Origin of the sequence: Actinomadura bangladeshensis (assembly GCF_004348335.1) — a bacterium.
GTDB lineage: Bacteria > Actinomycetota > Actinomycetes > Streptosporangiales > Streptosporangiaceae > Spirillospora > Spirillospora bangladeshensis.
In genome coordinates this window covers 1-17,590 of sequence record NZ_SMJW01000174.1, presented here as the reverse complement: position 1 = coordinate 17,590, position 17,590 = coordinate 1, and the positions used below count along the sequence as shown (strand labels likewise).

Here is a 17,590-nt window from a genome sequence, read left to right as displayed (position 1 = left end):
AAGAGACAGGCACGACCCGCAGCCCCGGCCCCCGCACCGGCCGCACCGCGGGCTGAAGCGCGAGCGCCCCCTGCGTGACCGGCACCGGCCGGTACCGAATGATCCGAACCACCGAAGAACTGACCGGACGGCGACCCATGTGAACCTCCCGACTCGTTTGGAAACAGGAGTCAGAAACCCGCCGGAAAATACATCCTGACCACTTCCGGCCGCCCCGTAACGCTGATGCCCGGGCGCGCGCGGTCGAGAGGCGGGTGCCCAAAGTGAAAGGCGGCGGGACGCTGAGGGGCGTCCCGCCGCCTTCTGGGAGCAGGTCCCGGACCGGGTGCGGAGAGTCCGGGGCCTTGGGGCTGGGCCGGTGGGCTGCCGGCCCGGTGGGGCGCCGCGCATAGGACGAGGGGTCCGCGGCGCCCCGGGGATGGTCAGCTAGCCGGTGCCTCCTCGGGGTCGGCGGTGCCCTTGCGGTTCCGCTTCTTCTTCTTGCCGTCGGCGAGGTCGGGGTCGACGGCCGGGTCGATGGCGGTCGACTCCTCGTCCTCGGGTTCCCGGCCCGGCGTCGCGAAGTTGAACTTCGTGATCATGAACTTGAAGATGAAGTAGTAGAGGAAGAAGTACAGGACGCCCATGCCGAGGATCAGCCAGAGGCCCTCGGTGTTGTCCTTGCGGGCGTTCAGCAGCAGGTCGATGAGGCCCGCGGAGAAGCCGAAGCCGAGTTGCGCGCCGGCCGCCTCCAGGATCGCCATCGAGATGCCGGTGAGGACGACGTGCACGCCGTACAGGACGGGCGCGACGAACATGAACGCGAACTCGATCGGCTCGGTGACGCCGGTGACGAACGCGGTGAGCGCGGCGGACAGCATGATGCCGCCGACCGCGGGACGCCGGTGCGCCGGCGCGGCGCGCCAGATGGCGAGGGCGGCGCCGGGCAGGCCGAACATGAGGACGGGGAAGAACCCGGCGAGGAAGCCGCCCGCGTGGGGGTCGCCGGCCAGGTAGCGGTTGATCTCGCCGTGGACGACGCCGTCCGGGGTGTTGTAGTCGCCGAACACGAACCAGATGAGCGAGTTCGGGATGTGGTGCAGGCCGAAGGGCAGCAGGAGGCGGTTGATGACGCCGTAGATGCCGGCGCCGGCGGCGCCCGCCCCGGTGATCCACTCGCCGAAGTCGGTGAGCCAGTTGCCGAAGACCGGCCAGACGAAGCCGATGAGGATGCCGAGCGCCAGGCCGGCGACGGCGGTGATGATCGGCACGAACCGGCGGCCGCCGAAGAACGCGAGCCAGGTCGGCAGCTTGATCCGGTAGTACCGCTGGTACAGCAGCGCGGCGACGACGCCCATCAGGATGCCGCCGAGCACGTCCGTCGGGTTCTTCGCACCCCAGTCGATGACCTGCGCGTTCGCCCCGTCCGCCACCTTGGTGATGAGGACGCTGCCCTGCAGTTCGTCGCTGTGCGAGAACATGATCTTGGAGACCCGGTCGAAGACCAGGTAGCCGACCACGGCGGCGAGCGCCGTGGAGCCGTCGGACTTCTTGGCGAAGCCGATCGCCACGCCGACGGCGAACAGCAGCGGCAGGGCGGCGAACAGCGCGTTGCCGGCCTCGCCGACGATCTCGGCGACGCGGTCCCAGCCGAGACCGTCGGAGCCGAGCATGTCGGCCTGGCCGAAGCGCAGCAGCAGCGCGGCGGCGGGCAGCACGGCGATCGGCAGCATGAGGCTGCGGCCGATCCGCTGCAGCACCGCGAGGGTGCTCGACCCTCGTCGCGGTGCTGAGTCCACTGTTGTCGCAGTCATCGCGAAGTTCCTCCTCAGGGGGTGTTCAGGAGTGCGGCGGGGGATTTCCGAGCGCCGTGTGGATCTGGTAGCGGTCCGCCCTGTAGGTCGACACGCCCAGCTCGGCGCACACACCTCCGGTGTACGAGCGGCGTTGCAGGAGCAGCACGGCACTGCCCCGGGCGATCTGCAGGTGCCTGGCGTCGGCTGCGTCGGCCAGGCTGGCGTCGATGGTCTGGTCGCCCGCGTCGAAGACCAGCCCGTACACCGCCTCCAGGACGCCGTACAGGGAGCGGTCGGCGAGCCGGCGGTCGAGCAGGTCGGGGGCGAGGGAGGCCAGGATGTGCGCGCGTTCGAGGGCCATGGGCTCCCCGTCGGCGGTGCGGAGGCGTTCGATGACGTGGATCTCGGTGCCGGTCTCGACATCGAAGATCCGGGCGAGCCGCGCGTCGGCCGGGACGGTCCGGCGGTCGAGGTCGATCGCGCCCGGCCGCAACCCGCGGGCCAGCATGTCCTCGGTGAACGAGACGAGCCGCAGCGGCATCTCGATCTTGGGCCGGGCGACGAACGTGCCCTTCCCCGGGACGCGGTAGAGCCGCCCCTCGGAGACGAGCTGGTCGACGCCCTGCCGGACGGTCATGCGGGACAGTTCGTACCGGACGCACAGCTCGCGCTCCGACGGGATCGGGGCGTCGACGGGCAGTTCCGCGCTCTCGATGAGGTCGAGCAGGATCGCGCGGAGCTGGAAGTACTTCGGTACGGGACTGTGCGGATCGATGGTGGTCACGGGGGTCCTCGATGGCCGGAGGCCGGATCGACGGGGTTCGCCGGGTTTCGACGGGTAAGTGGACTAGTCGGTGAATAGAAGGTATGTGGATTGATTCGTACTGGTCTAGGCCGGACTAGACCACAGGTTCGAAAGGCATGTCAATGCACGACTTCGTAACGAACCGGTCACGGCGCGACGGTGTCAAGATCGAAGAACGTGCAGGTCAGGGCGGCATCGCGGATGCACCGTCCGGTTCGGTGGAGGCGGCCTGACCTCAGCCGGCCGCCTCGCGGCGGAGTCGCGGGCGGCCGCCGCCCGCGATCGATCCGGCACCGAACGAGTTTCGTCCCGCATCTTCTTCTCCATCCGATTCGTGGAGTATGGTGCGTACTGGTCTAGTCCGGACTAGACCAGTGACCGGAGGAACGACCCCGCGATCATCGCGTCACAGAGAGCGCGCACCCATGGCATCACTCCTGATCACGGCCGACCGCATGATCATCACCCCCGCGGGCAGTCCTACCCGCGTCGTCTCCCCCGGATACGTCCGCGCGGTGGACGGCGTGATCACCGAGGCCGGCGAGGGCCGTCCGGACGAGACCCCCGATGTCCACCTCCCCGAGGGGCTGCTCGCGCCCGGCCTGATCGACCTCCAGGTCAACGGCTTCTACGGCCACGACATGGCGGACGCCGACGAGGCCGCCTGGCACACCGTCGTCTCGCGCCTCCCCGAGACGGGCGTCACCGCGTTCCTCCCCACGTTCATCACCGCGCCGGTCGAGACCCAGGCCGCCGCCCTCCGCCGCACCCGCGACCTCCTGCCGGACCTGCCGGCGGGGACGCGCGTCCTCGGCGTCCACCTGGAGGGCCCGTTCCTGTCGGAGAAGCGCAAGGGCGCGCACAATGCCGCCTACCTCACCGACCCGGCCCCGGACGCGATCACGACCCTGCTGGAGACCGGGCTGGTCAAGCTGGTCACGCTCGCTCCCGAGCGCGACGGCGCGGTGGACGCGATCCGCACGCTGACCGGCGCCGGCGTCCTGGTCAGCGTCGGGCACAGCGACGCGACCGCCGCGCAGACCAGGGCCGCGGCCGACGCCGGAGCCCGCATGGTCACCCACATCTTCAACGCGCAGAGCGGCGTCCACCACCGCGACCCGGGCGTCGCCGTGCAGGCGCTCATCGACGACCGGCTGAGCCCCGGCCTCATCCTCGACCTGCACCACGTCTCGGCCGAGGTGGCGCAGCTGGTGTTCCGGGCCGCGCCGGGACGGGTCGTGCTGGTCACCGACGCCGCGTCCGCCGCCGGGATGCCGCCCGGCACCTACGACCTCGGCGGCGAGCCCATCACGATGCCCGAGCAGGGTCCGCCGCTGCGCGCCGACGGCACGATCGCCGGGTCCGGCCTCCGGCTGGACGAGGCGGTCGGCAACGCGATCGGCCTCGGCCTCGACCCGGCCGCCGCGGTGGACGCGGCCACCCGGGTCCCGGCCGACCTCATCGGACGTCCCGACCTCGGCCGGATCGCGCCCGGCGCCGCCGCCGACCTCGTGTGGCTGGGGCCGGACCACCGCGCGCGTACCACGTGGTCGGGCGGGCAGAAACTCTACGGAGGGGGATCATGACCAGTCAGATGCGCGCCGAGATCGGTGCGCAGCCGGACGCGCTGCGCCGGACGATCGACGCGCTCCTCCCGCGCACCGCCGACATCGCGGCGCTCGCGCGGGAGACCCGGCAGGTGCTGTTCATCGCGCGCGGCTCGTCCGACAACGCCGCGGTGTACGGGCGCTACCTGGTCGAGTCGCACGCGGGCCGGCTCGCCACCCTCGCGGCGCCGTCCATCGCGACGACCTACAAGCGCAGGCTCGACCTGGACGGCGTGCTGGCCGTGGCGATCAGCCAGTCCGGCAAGACCGAGGAGATCGTCGAGACCCTCGACTGGGCGAAGGACTGCGGCGCCCGGACGGTCGCCGTCACCAACGGCGCCGGGTCCCCGCTGGCCGAGGCCGCCGAGGTCGCGCTGGTCACCGACGCGGGCGAGGAGATCGCCGTCCCGGCCACCAAGACCTACACGACGCAGCTCGCCGCGCTGTCGGTGTTCGGGCTCGGCCTCGGCGCGGACGTCGCCGTGGACGAGCTGCGCCGCGTCCCCGACGAGGTCGCCCGGATGATCGCGCTGACCGAGGCGTCGCCGGCACTGCCGGAGATCGTCGAGGAGCTGGCGGAGGTCCCGGGCGCGGTGGTGTCCGGGCGCGGCATCGCGTTCGGCACCGCGCTGGAGCTGGCGCTTAAGATCAAGGAGGCGTGCTACCTGCACGCCATGGGCCTGTCCTACGCCGACCTGCTGCACGGCCCGATCGCCGTCGTGGACGCGCAGACCCCCGCGCTGCTGGTCGCCGCGGACTCGGGCCCGACGCTGGCCGGCACGGTCGCGCTGGCCCGCCGGGTCCAGGGGGCCGGCGCCCGCGCCTACGGCGTCGGCGGCGGCGCCGAGCTGGCCGCGGCGTGCTCGGCCGCGCTGCCCGGCCCCGGCCTGCCGGAGTGGCTGGCGCCGCTCGGCCTCATCGTCCCCGGCCAGCTGCTGGTCGAGAACCTGGCCCGCCGGCTCGGCGTCGACCCCGACGTCCCGCGCGGCCTGAACAAGGTCACCCAGACCGACTGACCCCCACCCCCACCGAGAGAAGAGAAGGACATGGACAAGGCCGAGGCCATCATCGCGGCGCTGGGCGGCGCCGACAACATCGTCGAGATCGAGCCGTGCGCCACCCGGCTGCGGACCGAGGTCGAGGACGCCGGCAAGGTCGACGAGGCCGCGCTGAAGAAGGCGGGCGCGTTCGGCGTCATGCGCAGCGGCACCGTCGTGCAGGTCGTCGTGGGGACCGAGGCCGACACCCTCGCCAGCGACATCGAGGACATCCTCGACTGATCCGGTCCGCCAGGACCCATGGGAGGCCCCCAATGACCCGAGTACTGTCCCCGGTCACCGGCCGGGTCGTCGGCCTCGCCGGCGTCCCCGACCCGGTCTTCGCCCAGGCCATGGTGGGCCCGGGCACGGCGGTCGATCCCGAGCGCGGCCCCGGCCGGGCCATCGCCCCCGTCACCGGGAAGATCGTCAAGCTGCATCCGCACGCCTACGTGGTGGTGGACGCGGAGGGCCACGGCGTCCTCGTCCACCTCGGCATCGACACCGTGAAGCTCAAGGGCGAGGGGTTCGACCTGCTCGCCGCCGAGGGCGACCAGGTCACCGCCGGCCAGCCGGTCGTCGGCTGGAACCCGGCCGTGATCGAGGCGGGCGGCCGCTCGCCGATCTGCGCGGTCGTCGCGCTGGACGCGGGCGCCGACGCGCTGTCGGACGTGCTGGAGTCGGGCGAGGTGACGAAGGGGGCCGAGCTCTTCACATGGCGGTGATCGGCCTCGGCGCGGCGGTGTTCGACCTCGACGGCACCCTCATCCACACTGAGCCGCGCAACCGGGTGATGTGGTCCCGGCTGTTCGACGCGCACGGCGTCCCCTGGGACGACGGGCTGATCGCCTCGTTCGCGGGGCGGCGCGGGCTGGAGGTGCTGGGCGACCTCGCGCACCTGTTCCCCGGCCGGACGGTCGAGGAGCTGTTCGAGCAGGCGGTCTCCTACGAGTCGCTGCCGGGGATGCCGGCGGTCGCGCCGGTCCCCGGCGCGGTCGACCTCGTCCGGTCGCTGGCGGACGCGGGGGTGCCGCTCGCGGTGGTGACGTCCGGCCAGCGCCCGTACGCGGAGCGGCTGCTGGCCGAACTGGGCGTCCGCGACCTGCTCGACCTGGTGGTGACCGGCGGGGACGTCGTCACCGGCAAGCCGCATCCGGAGGGTTACCTGGCCGCCGCGCGCGACCTGGACGTCCCGCCGGCCGAGGCGGTCGGGTTCGAGGACGCCCCGGCGGGCGTGGCGGCGGTGAAGTCCGCGGGCATGACCTGCGTGGGCGTCAGCACCACGCAGCCGGTGGGCGCGCTCGCCGGGGCCGACCACGTGGTGGCCGATTTCAAGAGAGTGGAAGTCGTCCCGGGTCCGGCGCTGCGCGTGCCGGGCCTCGGACACAACTAGAGGGAGTGTGCGGTGAGCGAGCGCAACGTCAAGATCGAATCCAGGGTGGGGCTGCACGCGCGGCCGGCCGCGCTGTTCGTCCAGACCGCGGCCAAGGCCCCGATGGACGTGACCGTGGCCAAGCGCGGCGGCGACCCGGTGAACGCCAAGAGCATCCTCGCGGTGCTGGGGCTGGACGCCCGGCACGGTGAGGAGATCGTCCTGTCCGCGGACGGCGACGGCGCCGACGAGCTGCTCGACAGCCTGGAGAAGCTGCTGTCCACGCCGGAGCCCGAGGGGGCCTGACCGGTGCCGGACGTACTGCAGGGCACGGGCGTCAGCCCGGGAGCCGGCGCCGGGCCGGTGCGCAAGATCGCCGGAGACGTCCCCGAGCCGCCCGCCGGCGACCGGCACGGCGCTGACCGGCAGGGCGGCGACGCGGACGCCGAGCGGGACATCGCGCTCGCCGCGCTGGAGGCCGTCGCCGCCGACCTGGAGGAGCGCGGGGAGCGCGCCGCCGCGGCCGGCAACACCGACGGCCGGGACGTGCTCGGCGCGCAGGCGCTGATGGCCCGCGACCCGGGCCTCGCCGACGGGGTCCGCGCCAAGATCGGCGAGGGGGTCGGGGCGGCCCGCGCGGTGTTCGAGGCGTTCGGCGTCTACCGGGAGATGCTCGCCGGGGCGGGCGAGTATCTCGCGGCCCGGGTCACCGACCTGGACGACATCCGCGACCGCGCGATCGCCCGGCTGCTCGGCCTGCCGATGCCGGGCGTCCCGGAGTCGGACGAGCCGTTCGTGCTCGTCGCGCGCGATCTCGCGCCGGCCGACACCGCCGTCCTCGACCCGGCGAAGGTCGTCGCGTTCGTGACCGAGGAGGGCGGGCCGACCAGCCACACCGCGATCATCGCCCGGACGATGGGCGTGCCCGCGGTGGTGGCGCTGCCGGGGGCGACGTCGCTCGACGACGGGGTCCGCGTCCTCGTCGACGGCGCCGCCGGGACCGTGCGGCTCGACCCGTCCGAGGAGGACGTGCGGGCGGCGCGTTCGGCGGTCGCCGCCCGGGCGTCGGCGCTGGCGGAGGTCACCGGGCCGGGCGCGACCGCCGACGGCCGTCCGGTGCCGCTGCTGGCGAACATCGGCGGCCCGAAGGACCTGGAGGCGGCCCTGGCCAACGGCGCCGAGGGCGTCGGCCTCTACCGCACCGAGTTCCTGTTCCTGGACCGCGCGACGCCGCCGTCCGACGCCGAGCAGGAGGAGGCGTACCGCACGGTGCTGGAGGCGTTCCCGCAGGGCCGGGTCGTCGTCCGGACGCTCGACGCGGGCGCCGACAAGCCGCTCGCGTTCCTGCCCGCGCCCGGCGAGGAGCCGAACCCGGCGCTCGGCGAGCGCGGTCTGCGGATGTCGCTGCGGCACCCGGACGTGCTGGCCGCGCAGCTCGCCGCGCTCGTCCGCGCCGCCGCCGGGCTGACCGCGAAGCTGCAGGTCATGGCCCCGATGGTGACCGACGCCGGAGACGCCGCCTGGTTCGCCGAGCAGTGCCGGGACGCCGGCGTCGCGCATCCCGGCGTCATGATCGAGGTGCCCGCCGCCGCGCTCCGCGCCCGCGACATCGCGGCGGAGGTGGAGTTCTTCAGCATCGGCACCAACGACCTCACCCAGTACGCGTGCGCGGCGGACCGGCAGGTCGGCGGCCTCGCCCGGCTCCAGGACCCGTGGCAGCCCGCCGTCCTCGACCTGGTCGCCCCGGCGGCCGGCGCGGGCGTCCCGTGCGGGGTCTGCGGCGAGGCGGCCGGCGACCCGGCGCTGGCCTGCGTGCTGGTGGGCCTAGGCGTGACATCCCTGTCGATGAGCGCCCCGTCCCTACCCTTGGTCCGCGCCGCCCTGGCCCGCCACACCCTGGACCAATGCCGGCAAGCAGCGGAGGCCGCCCGAACCGCCCGCACAGCCGCCCAAGCCCGCGAAGCGGCCCGCACCCACCTCCCCGCCCTGACCGACCTCGGCCTGTAACCGCCTCCACCGAACCGTTGACCTGCGGCGTGTTGTTGTTTTCGGCAGGCGGATAACAACAACACGCCGCAGGTCAACGAGGTGCGTCAGGTGGTGATCTGCCAGTGGGGGCCGGTTTTGCGGAGGGTGAAGCTCGCCGCGAGCAGGCCGCCCGGACGGGCGGGCGCACCCTTCCAGGCCAGGTCCGCGAACCGGACCGTGTAGACGCCGTCCGCCGGCCCCGCCCGGCAGACCGGGACGGTCACGCCGCGCAGCGCCGCGAGGTCCTGCGGGCGCAGCTTCGCGCGGGCCCGCGCGAAGCCGGTGCGGCAGGCCGCGGGCCCGCCGAACACCTGCCGCTGGTAGTCGGCCGTCAGGTAGGCGCACGCCTTGGCGTTCCCCACCGCGATGCCGCGCAGGTACTTGTAGAGGGCCATCCGCGCCGGGAGGGTCTCCTTCGCGGACGCCGCCGCGGCCGCCGTGGTCGTCGTGTCGCCGAACTGCGAATCGCCCGGCTCCGGGGTGAGCGGCGGCATGGTGACCTCGTCCTGCCCGCCGCAAGCGCCCATCAGCGGAAGCACGACCAGGACGGCGGCGAGAAGCGGACGGACGCGCACGGAGACCTCCCGGGGGGAAGAAGGCGGCCCGATCCTCCCAGTAAGCGGGCCTCCGCGTCCAACGAACCCCGCCGACCGGGGGCTAGGGGTAGCCGAGCCCGTAGCCCGCCGGATGCCCGCCCGCCGGCACGGGCAGCTTGCCCGTCGGCTTCACCGCGCCGCTCAGCACCTTCGCCAGCGCGTCGACGGAGACCGTGCTGGCGGAGTAGGTGGCGAGCGCCGCCGCCGCGCCGCCCGCGGCGTCGAGGTCGTAGGGGCGTCCGAGCGCGGCGACGACGACCGGCTTCGGGCCGAGCGCCCGGATGCGGGACGCGGTCGCCGATCCCGCGTTCTGCGTGGTCAGCACGGTGACATCCGCCGCGCCCGGGGCGGCCGTCGCGACGCCCTGGCGGCGGAGCGCCGCGAGGAGCCGGTCGGCGCCCGGCCCGGACACGGCGACCTTCCTGCCCTTGAGGGGCAGCAGCCCGCCCTTGTTGCGGACGAGCGTGACCGAACGCTCGGCGACCTGCCGGGCCGTGGCCGCCTGCGCGGACGTCCCGATCGCCGCCTCCGCCTTGGCCGGGTCGGCCGCCGTGCCCTGGAACAGGCCGCGCCGCTGCTTGAGCTGGAGAATGCGGGTGACCGACTCGTCCAGCCTCTTCTCGGTGATCTTCCCGGACCGGACGGCCTGCACCACCGCCTTGTAGGCGCGCGGCAGGCTCGGCGGCATCAGCAGCTGGTCGGCGCCCGCGTTGATCGCCCGGACCGGGACGGCCGCGTCGCCGTACTTCTCCCGCACGCCCGCCATCTGCAGCGAGTCCGTGGAGATGACGCCCTGGTAGCCGAGCTTGTCGCGCAGCAGCCCGGTCAGCACGGTCTTCGACAGTGTGGATGGATCGCCCGACTTGTCGAGCTTCGGGACGACGATGTGCGCGGTCATGATGACGTCCACGCCCGCCGCGATCGCCGCCTTGAACGGGGGCGCGTCGAGCCGCTCCCATTCCGCCGGCGAGTGCTTGATCACCGGCAGTCCGGTGTGGCTGTCGACGGCGGTGTCGCCGTGCCCGGGGAAGTGCTTGGCGGTGGCGGCGACCCCGGCGTCCTGGTAGCCGCCGACCGCGCCGGCCGTCATGGTGGACGCGAGCGCCGGGTCGGACCCGAACGAGCGCAGCCCGATCACCGGGTTGCGCGGGTTCACGTTGACGTCGGCGTCCGGCGCGTAGTCGAGGTTGATGCCGATGGCGCGCAACTCGGTGCCGGTGACGCGGGCGGCGGCGCGGGCGTCGTCCGGGTTCCGGGTGGCGCCGAGCGCCATGTTGCCGGGGAACCGGGTGATGAACGGGGTGCGGGACACGATGCCCTGCTCCTCGTCGACGCCGAGCAGCAGCGGGATCTTCGCCGCCTTCTGCAGCGCGTTCGACTGCGCCGCCGTGCGGGCCGGGGAGCCGAAGTTCTCCGGGAAGTAGATCAGCCCGCCGACGTGGTACTTCCTGACCTTGGCGAGGGCGTCGGCGCGGCTGGAGAAGGCCGGGACGAACAGCTGCCCGACCTTCTCCTGCACGCTCATCTGCGCGACCCGGCCGGGAATCCACGCGTCCGGCGCGGTCGTGCGCGCGCTCGGCGGGGCCGACGGCGCGCCGGACCCGGCGGACGGCGTCCGCCCGCCCTCGCCGCTCCCACCGCCGCCGCAGCCCGCGACCCCGCAGGCCAGCAGGGCCGCCGCCGCGAGCGCGAGGGGACGTGAAGCACCCACCCGACCAGGCCCCCCGACATGGTCTCGGTTCCTCGCTCGCATCGGACGCCCGCGACGCTAGCCGCTCGCCGGGTCGCTGTCGACTCGATCTCCGGCGGGTCAACCGGCTCCGGACCGCGCTCCGTCCGTTGTGCGGACCTTGCCCGTGGGGCGCGGCCCGCCGTCCGGGTTCTCGGGCAGCGATCGCGGATCGCCGCCGGTCCCGGGGGTGGCACCGGTGCCCGGTTCACCGCCTGATGGCGGCGTCTTCTTGCGGCCCGGGCCCGCGGAATCGGGCGGGGTCGTGTTCCGCGCGGCCGGGGCCGGGTCGGTCCAGTCGGCGGCGGTGCCCCTGAAGACGGGGCGCGGGAACACCTCGGCCGGCAGGCCGCTGGGGAGCTGCTCCATGAACGCGTGCCAGATCGCGGCCGGGACGTTCTCCCCGGCGACCGTCCCGGTGAAGCCGGGCAGGTTCCGCAGCGCGGCGGGCTGGGCGTTGCCGACCACCACGGCCGTCGAGACCTGCGGGACGTACCCGACGAACCAGGCGGCGCGGTTGTGCTCGGTCGTGCCCGTCTTGCCCGCCGCCTCGCGGCCGGGCAGCGCCGCGAGCCTGCCCGTCCCCTTCAGGACGGTCGCCCGCATCGCGGCGGTGGCCTGCGCGGCCTGCTCCCCGTCCAGCACGCGGCGGCCCGGCCCGTCCCAGGGCAGCGGGACGCGGCGGCCCTTCGCGTCCACGACCTTGGTGACCAGGTGCGGGACGACCGCCGTGCCGCCGTTGGCGAACGCCGCATACCCGGCGGCCTGGGTGGCCGCCGAGACGTCGGGGATGCCGAGCGCGATGCCCGCCTGCCCCGCGAACGGCTTGAGCGCGGACTCCGGCACGCCGAACAGCCGCGCGGTCTCCATGACGTTCGCGATGCCGACCTTCAAGGCCGCCTTCACGTACCCGGTGTTGACCGACAGGGCGGTCGCCTCGACCATGTCGATCGTGCCGAGCGACCCGATCTCCTCGTCGTTCTCGACCTTGTAGCCGGGCGCGGTCATCGGCGTGACGTCGCCGTTCGGGGCGAACTTCTGCGGGGACGCCCCGCTCACCTTCGTCCGGACGCTGAGGCCCTTGCGCAGCATCGCGGCCAGCACGTACGGCTTGAACGTCGAGCCCGCCTGCGCGACCGGCGCGAACACCGAGTCGACCTGGCTGCGCTTCGGGTCGCCGCCGTAGAACGCCCTCACCGCGCCGGTCCGGGAGTCGACGGCGACGAGCCCGCCGTGCACGGTGCGCGGCCACTCCGGTTCGCGCGCCCCGCGCATGGCCCGCTCGGCGTACCGCATCCAGTGCTGGTCGAGGCCGGTGTAGATCTTCAGGCGGCCGTTGACGACGCTGTCCATCGGGATGCCGACGCTCGCGAGCTCGGTCTCGACCCGGTGGCGGACGAGGAGGTCCTGCCCGGACAGGCCGACGCCGGTCCACTCGTCCTGCGTGCGGGGGAAGCGCTGCCGGCCGGCGTCGGCGCGGCTCAGCCGGCCCATCGACACCATTCCGTCCAGGACGTAGGCCCAGCGGGAGCGCAGCGCGCGGGCGGCCGCGTCGTCGCCCTGCGTCTTGAAGTACGTCGGCCGCTGGATCATCGCGGCGAGCAGGGCGCACTGCGCGACGTCGAGCTGCCAGACGTCCTTGTCGAAGTAGGCGCGGGCGGCCGCCTGCACCCCCGACGTCTGCCGGCCGAAGTAGATGGTGTTCAGGTACAGGTCGAGGATCTCGTCCTTGGCGCGGCTCCGGTCGAGCTTGAGCGCGATGAAGATCTCCTTGGCCTTGCGCTGCATCGTCCGGTCGCGGCTGAGGCCTTTGAAGTAGTTGCGGGCGAGCTGCTGGGTGATGGTGGAGCCGCCCTGCGTGTCGCCGCCGGCGACGTTGTTCCACAGGGCGCGGAACGTCCCGGTGGGGGAGACGCCGTGGTCGCCGTAGAAGCCGCGGTCTTCGGCGGCGAGCACCGCCCAGCGCAGCCGGTCGGGGATCTGGTCGTGCCGGACGGCCTCCCGGTTGGCGCCGAGGCGGAACAGCGGCGTCCGGCCGTCGGCGTAGTAGACGGTGGAGCCCTCGTCGGTGACGCCGTCCTGCGGCTGGGTCGGCAGCGGCGTGCGGAGGTAGGCGACCACGGTGGCGGCGGCCGTCAGCACGACCGGTGTGAGGATGATCACGATCAGCCGCCGGCCGGGACGCCATCCGGGCGGAATGGGACGGATCAGGCGGGACGGGATGAACCGCAGCAGGCGGGAGAGGGCCGGCCGGACACGGCGGGCCCTGGGCAGGGAGTGCATGCGACCTCGTTCGACGTGGAGTACGGAGTCGGCCGTCGTCCGGGCATGGGAGCGCGAGCGGGCATGCCTATCGGCGGCATGCGCGTGAGTGGATGCGCTGTGCGGGTCGGGAGAAGCCCCGCGCGGACGACGCTGCGGAATTACGCAGCCTTGTCGGTACGTGCCACGCCTGTGGCCGATGGTCCCGCCGGACACGGCCCCAACGGGACCGCTCTGACGGCTCTGGTGCCACCGTGGTAACAGCTTAATCACGATGGACCCCGGACTCGCAAGCGATTGCGAAATCTGTGGGGTCCATCGCGATGAACCGGACGGCCACGGTGCCGTCCTCCGGATGGCCTGCGCCGCGCGCGGGCGGGGCGGCTCAGCCGGGCAGGGGATGGCCGAGGCGGCGCAGCGCCATCCCGGCCGCGCCGACGGCTCCGTCGCCGGCGCAGCGCGGCGCCTCGGCGAAGCGGTCGCGCAGCCCGGTGCGGACGGCCTCGGCGACGGGGCCTTCACGGAGCACCGAGCCGTGCATGACGACCGGTGCGCTGGGGTCGGACAGGGCCGGGCGCACCGCGTCGACGTCGCGCAGCAGCCACTGCGCGGCCTCCTCGGTGATGCGCCGGGCCACGGGATCGCCGGCGGCCGCGGCGGCGGCGACCACCGGCCCGAGCCGGCCGAGGGCGGCGGGCGGGCGGCCGTACACCTCCTTGATGATGGCCTGGGCGAGCCGCGGGTTGGGCGGCGTTCCGGGCAGTTCGGGGTGCCCCGGCGGACCGGGGGCCGCCGGGTGTCCCGGCGGCCCCAGCGAGCCCGGCGGCCCGGTATGCCCGGCGTGGCCCGGCGGGCCCGGCGGGCCGTGCGAGCCGGCCCCGCCGCCGGGCGGCGGACGGGAACCGGACGGGGGATAGGGGTCGCCGGGGAGCAGGACGGCGGTTCCCGTCCCGGTCCCCGCGGGGGGTGTCCCTCCGGAGGCGAGGTGGGCGGCGTGCGGGAGCACCGAGACGCTCGGCGGCGGCCCCGAAGACGCCAAGGGGGCGCCGGCCATGGCCAGCGCCCTCGGGCGGCGGGGTCTTCGCCGCTCCCCGTCGATCTCCGCGACCACCGTGGGACCGAGCAGCGCGCGCGGAACCGAGTCGGTCAGCAGGGTCGGGGAGCCGCGGCCGTCGTAGGCGGCCAGCGCCGCGCGGACGGCCTCCTTCCCGAGCCAGACCGCCGAACCCTCGTCCCCGACGAGCCAGCCGTAGCCGTCCGCGCGCTGCACGATCGCCCCGTCGCTGATGACCGCCGCGCCGGCGCCCGTGCCGGAGAACACCACGATGCCCTTGGGCTCGCTGGTCCCGGCGGCGAACGCCACCGCGATATCGGTCACCACCGCGGGCGAGCCGCGCAGTCCGACGGCCTGCCAGGCCTGCCGCGCCGCCGTGACGGCGGCGGGCCGGCCGGCCGAGCCGGCGCCGGCGATGCCGAACACGCCGGTGAGGATGAGGGTTCGGTCCAGGTCCCCGAGCGCTTCCCGCAGGGCGGTGGTCAGCGCCCCCGCGGTGTCGCCTCCGGAGTTGGGGTTGGCCCCCGGGCCGGTGCCGGAACCGGCCAGGGCACCCCCTAGCGTCAGCACGACGCAGCGGGTCTTCGTGCCACCCGCGTCGATACCGACCACGTAAGGACCGGCCAAATGGGTCAACACATGGCGACCGTAGCCTTTTCTACCGTTGACGTGACATCCTGTGCGTAAGAAAATTTCCTCCATGAGGAAACCCATCGGCCCTGACCAGGGCCCCGAGCGGGGGATCACGGGGGAGCACGGCGTACCGCCGGAGACGGCGGCGTCCGGCCGGGACGCGACGCCGCTCAGCACCGTCGTGCGGGTGCGCTCGCTGCTGCCCTCGCTGCCCCCCGCCGAGCGACGCGTCGCGCAACGCGTCATCGACGACCCCGAGGGGGTCGCCAACTCCACCATCACCGAACTGGCCCAGGCCTGCGGCACGTCCGAGACCACCGTCATCAGGTTCTGCCGGGCGATCGGCTTCCACGGCTACCCGGAGCTGCGGCTGACCCTGGCGACCGAGGCCGGACGGGCGCAGAGCGCGTCCGGCGGCCGGGTCATCGGCAGCGACATCAGCCCCGACGACTCGCTCGAGCAGATCGTCGAGAAGGTCACCTTCGCCGACGCGCGGGCGGTCGAGGAGACCGCCTCCCAGCTCGACATCAAGATGCTCGAACAGGTCGTCGACGCGGTCGTCGCCGCCGACCGCGTCGACGTGTACGGCGTCGGCGCGAGCGCGTTCGTCGCGGCCGACTTCCAGCAGAAGCTGCACCGCATCGGCCGGGTGTGCTCGGCCTGGGCGGACGCGCACATCATGCTGACCAGCGCCGCCGTCCTCGGCAGCGGCGACGTGGCGATCGGCATCTCGCACACCGGCGCGACGGTGGAGACCATCGACGCGCTGGAGGTCGCGAAGACCAGGGGCGCCACGACCGTGGCGCTCACCAACTTCCCGAAGTCCCCGATAGCGGACGCGGCCGACCTGATCCTGACGACGGCCGCGCGGGAGACGACCTTCCGCTCCGGCGCCACCGCCAGCCGGCTGGCGCAGCTCACCGTGGTCGACTGCGTCTTCGTCGGAGTGGCGCAGCGCACCTACGGGCCGACCCGCAAGGCCCTGGAAGCCACATTCGAGGCGGTCCGCGGGCGGACCGTGCGACCCGACCGGAGGCGTCGGTGATCGATTGCGAGCTCCCCACCGAGGGACGGAACCCCCGGACCCTCGACGTCGACACGCTGCCGACCATGGAGGTGCTGCGACTGATCAACTCCGAGGACGCGGCCGTGCCGATGGTCGTCGCCGCCGTCCTGCCCGAGGTCGCCCGGCTGGTGGACCTCGCCGTCGCGTCGCTGCGCGCGGGCGGACGCGTGCACTACTTCGGTGCCGGCACGTCCGGCCGGCTCGCGGTGCTGGACGCCGCCGAGCTGCCGCCGACGTTCGGCATCTGGGGCCGGGTGGTCGCCCACCACGCCGGCGGGCCGGGCGCGCTGTCCCAGGCGGTCTCCGACGTTGAGGACGACGTCGAGCTCGGCTGCCGGGACGCCCGCGACGTCCGGCCCGGCGACGTCGCGATCGGCATCGCGGCGAGCGGGCGCACCCCGTACGTGGTGGGGGCGCTGCGCGCCGCCGCCGCGGTCGGGGCGCGCACCGCGCTGATCAGCTGCAACCCCCACACCCCCTACGGGGACGAGGTGGAGGTGCACATCGGCCTCGCCACCGGCCCCGAGGTGATCAGCGGGTCCACCCGGATGAAGGCGGGCACGGCGACCAAGCTCGTGCTCAACTCCTTCTCCACCACGCTGATGATCAGGATGGGCCGCACGTACTCCAACCTGATGGTCAGCGTGAACGCGCTGAACTCCAAGCTGCGCGCCCGCCTGGTGCGCATCCTCACGGAGGCGACCGGCATGGACGCCCGCACCTGCGAGAACGCGCTCACCGAGGCGGGGGGGAACACCCGCGTGGCACTGGTCTCGCTGCTGGGCGAGGTGCCCGCGGCACGCGCGACGACCGTCCTGGAGGAGACGGACGGCGGCGTCCGCGAAGCACTGCAACGCCTGCGCTCAGCCTGACCCCGGACAACGCACACCCCCACGGCGAAGGGCCGCAGAACCCCGCCGAGAGGGACCCGAAGAGACCGACGAGAAGAACCCGGGAACCCGGCCGTGCAGGGCCGGCGACCCGAAAGGGGCCCGGCACCCGCCCGCACAGGCCGCGGACCGGAGAAGCAAGCCCGGAACCACCCGGCAAGGAACCGACGGAACCGGAAGAGGGGACCGCGACGAGCCACACAGGCCCGCGAGAACAGCCGGGGACCGGCCACGCAGGACCGTGAACCGGCGCGAGCGGACGGGGAGACCGGCTGTGCAAGACCGGTGAACCCGAAGAAGAAACCGGGAAGCGGCCGCGCAGAGCCGCCGAACCGGTGAGAGGTAGGTCGGGGCCGGACCGTGCGGGTCCGGTGGACCGGAGGAAAGGGGCCGGGGAGCGGCCGCGCAGGGCCGCCGAACCGGCGAGGAGTGGGCCGGGGCCGGACCGTGCGGGTCCGGTGGACCGGAGGAAAGGGGCCGGGGAGCGGCCGCGCAGAGCCGCCGAACCGACGAGGAGTAGGCCGGGGCCGGACCGCGCAGGTCCGGCGGACCGGAGGAAAGGAACCGGGCAGCGGCCGCGAAGGCCCGCCGAACCGGTGAGAGGTAAGCCGGGGCCGGACCGTGCGGGTCCGGTGGACCGGAGGAAAGGGGCCGGGGAGTGGCCGCGCTGGGCCGCCGTACCGGCGAGGAGTGGGCCGGGGCCGGACCGTGCGGGTCCGGTGGACCGGAGGAAAGG

Annotated in this window: 15 protein-coding genes; 9 read left to right on the top strand and 6 right to left on the bottom strand. The window is 73.9% G+C overall.

Annotated features, from left to right (window positions below):
- Positions 1-422: 422 nt before the first annotated feature.
- Both E1284_RS27865 and E1284_RS27860 read right to left on the bottom strand, forming a co-directional pair.
- Positions 423-1,793, bottom strand: coding sequence for a PTS transporter subunit EIIC (locus E1284_RS27865; RefSeq protein WP_131943113.1), 1,371 nt, complete (start codon positions 1,791-1,793; stop codon positions 423-425).
- 25 nt (positions 1,794-1,818) lie between these two features.
- The gene (locus tag E1284_RS27860) at positions 1,819-2,559 is read right to left on the bottom strand and encodes a GntR family transcriptional regulator (protein WP_131943112.1); all 741 of its coding nucleotides are present in this window, start codon (positions 2,557-2,559) and stop codon (positions 1,819-1,821) included.
- Positions 2,560-3,005: 446 nt separating this feature from the next.
- On the opposite strand from E1284_RS27860, the gene nagA reads away from it, so the two are divergent.
- From nagA to ptsP, 7 genes are read left to right on the top strand one after another with little or no spacing between them, the layout of a single operon-like run.
- Positions 3,006-4,166, top strand: a complete 1,161-nt coding sequence (gene nagA, locus E1284_RS27855; protein WP_131943111.1) for an N-acetylglucosamine-6-phosphate deacetylase — start codon at positions 3,006-3,008, stop codon at positions 4,164-4,166.
- The gene (locus E1284_RS27850; RefSeq protein WP_131943110.1) at positions 4,163-5,203 is read left to right on the top strand and encodes an SIS domain-containing protein; all 1,041 of its coding nucleotides are present in this window, start codon (positions 4,163-4,165) and stop codon (positions 5,201-5,203) included. Before nagA ends, E1284_RS27850 begins: the two co-directional genes overlap by 4 nt.
- A gap of 30 nt (positions 5,204-5,233) precedes the next feature.
- Positions 5,234-5,467: a PTS sugar transporter subunit IIB gene (locus E1284_RS27845; protein WP_131943109.1), complete on the top strand. Its 234-nt coding sequence runs from the start codon at positions 5,234-5,236 to the stop codon at positions 5,465-5,467.
- Positions 5,468-5,499: 32 nt separating this feature from the next.
- Positions 5,500-5,949 (top strand): PTS sugar transporter subunit IIA, encoded by a 450-nt coding sequence (locus E1284_RS27840; protein WP_131943108.1) that lies wholly within the window; start codon positions 5,500-5,502, stop codon positions 5,947-5,949.
- Positions 5,940-6,617 (top strand): HAD family hydrolase, encoded by a 678-nt coding sequence (locus tag E1284_RS27835; protein ID WP_131943107.1) that lies wholly within the window; start codon positions 5,940-5,942, stop codon positions 6,615-6,617. The genes E1284_RS27840 and E1284_RS27835 overlap by 10 nt, the downstream gene beginning before the upstream one ends.
- A gap of 12 nt (positions 6,618-6,629) precedes the next feature.
- Positions 6,630-6,902 carry an HPr family phosphocarrier protein gene (locus tag E1284_RS27830; protein ID WP_131943106.1) on the top strand — a complete coding sequence of 91 codons (273 nt, stop codon included), beginning with the start codon at positions 6,630-6,632 and terminating at the stop codon, positions 6,900-6,902.
- Positions 6,903-6,905: 3 nt separating this feature from the next.
- Complete coding sequence (gene ptsP / locus E1284_RS27825) at positions 6,906-8,603, top strand: phosphoenolpyruvate--protein phosphotransferase (protein WP_131943105.1); 1,698 nt, start codon at positions 6,906-6,908, stop codon at positions 8,601-8,603.
- A gap of 86 nt (positions 8,604-8,689) precedes the next feature.
- Here ptsP and E1284_RS27820 read toward each other — a convergent pair whose 3' ends face one another.
- The 4 genes from E1284_RS27820 to E1284_RS43730 all read right to left on the bottom strand — a co-directional run bounded on the left by E1284_RS27820 (position 8,690) and on the right by E1284_RS43730 (position 14,904).
- Entirely contained in the window at positions 8,690-9,199 is a 510-nt protein-coding gene (locus E1284_RS27820; RefSeq protein WP_131943104.1) for a hypothetical protein, read from the bottom strand.
- 82 nt (positions 9,200-9,281) lie between these two features.
- Positions 9,282-10,931 (bottom strand): glycoside hydrolase family 3 protein, encoded by a 1,650-nt coding sequence (locus tag E1284_RS27815; protein WP_131943103.1) that lies wholly within the window; start codon positions 10,929-10,931, stop codon positions 9,282-9,284.
- Positions 10,932-11,030: 99 nt separating this feature from the next.
- A complete protein-coding gene (locus E1284_RS27810) occupies positions 11,031-13,232 on the bottom strand; it encodes a transglycosylase domain-containing protein (protein ID WP_131943102.1) in 2,202 nt (733 codons plus the stop codon).
- Positions 13,233-13,596: 364 nt separating this feature from the next.
- Complete coding sequence (locus E1284_RS43730) at positions 13,597-14,904, bottom strand: N-acetylglucosamine kinase (RefSeq protein WP_279433074.1); 1,308 nt, start codon at positions 14,902-14,904, stop codon at positions 13,597-13,599.
- Between the two features lie 61 nt (positions 14,905-14,965).
- On the opposite strand from E1284_RS43730, the gene E1284_RS27795 reads away from it, so the two are divergent.
- The gene (locus E1284_RS27795) at positions 14,966-15,943 is read left to right on the top strand and encodes a MurR/RpiR family transcriptional regulator (protein WP_243714785.1); all 978 of its coding nucleotides are present in this window, start codon (positions 14,966-14,968) and stop codon (positions 15,941-15,943) included.
- Positions 15,940-16,836 carry an N-acetylmuramic acid 6-phosphate etherase gene (locus E1284_RS27790; RefSeq protein ID WP_131943101.1) on the top strand — a complete coding sequence of 299 codons (897 nt, stop codon included), beginning with the start codon at positions 15,940-15,942 and terminating at the stop codon, positions 16,834-16,836. The genes E1284_RS27795 and E1284_RS27790 overlap by 4 nt, the downstream gene beginning before the upstream one ends.
- Positions 16,837-17,590 lie beyond the last annotated feature (754 nt).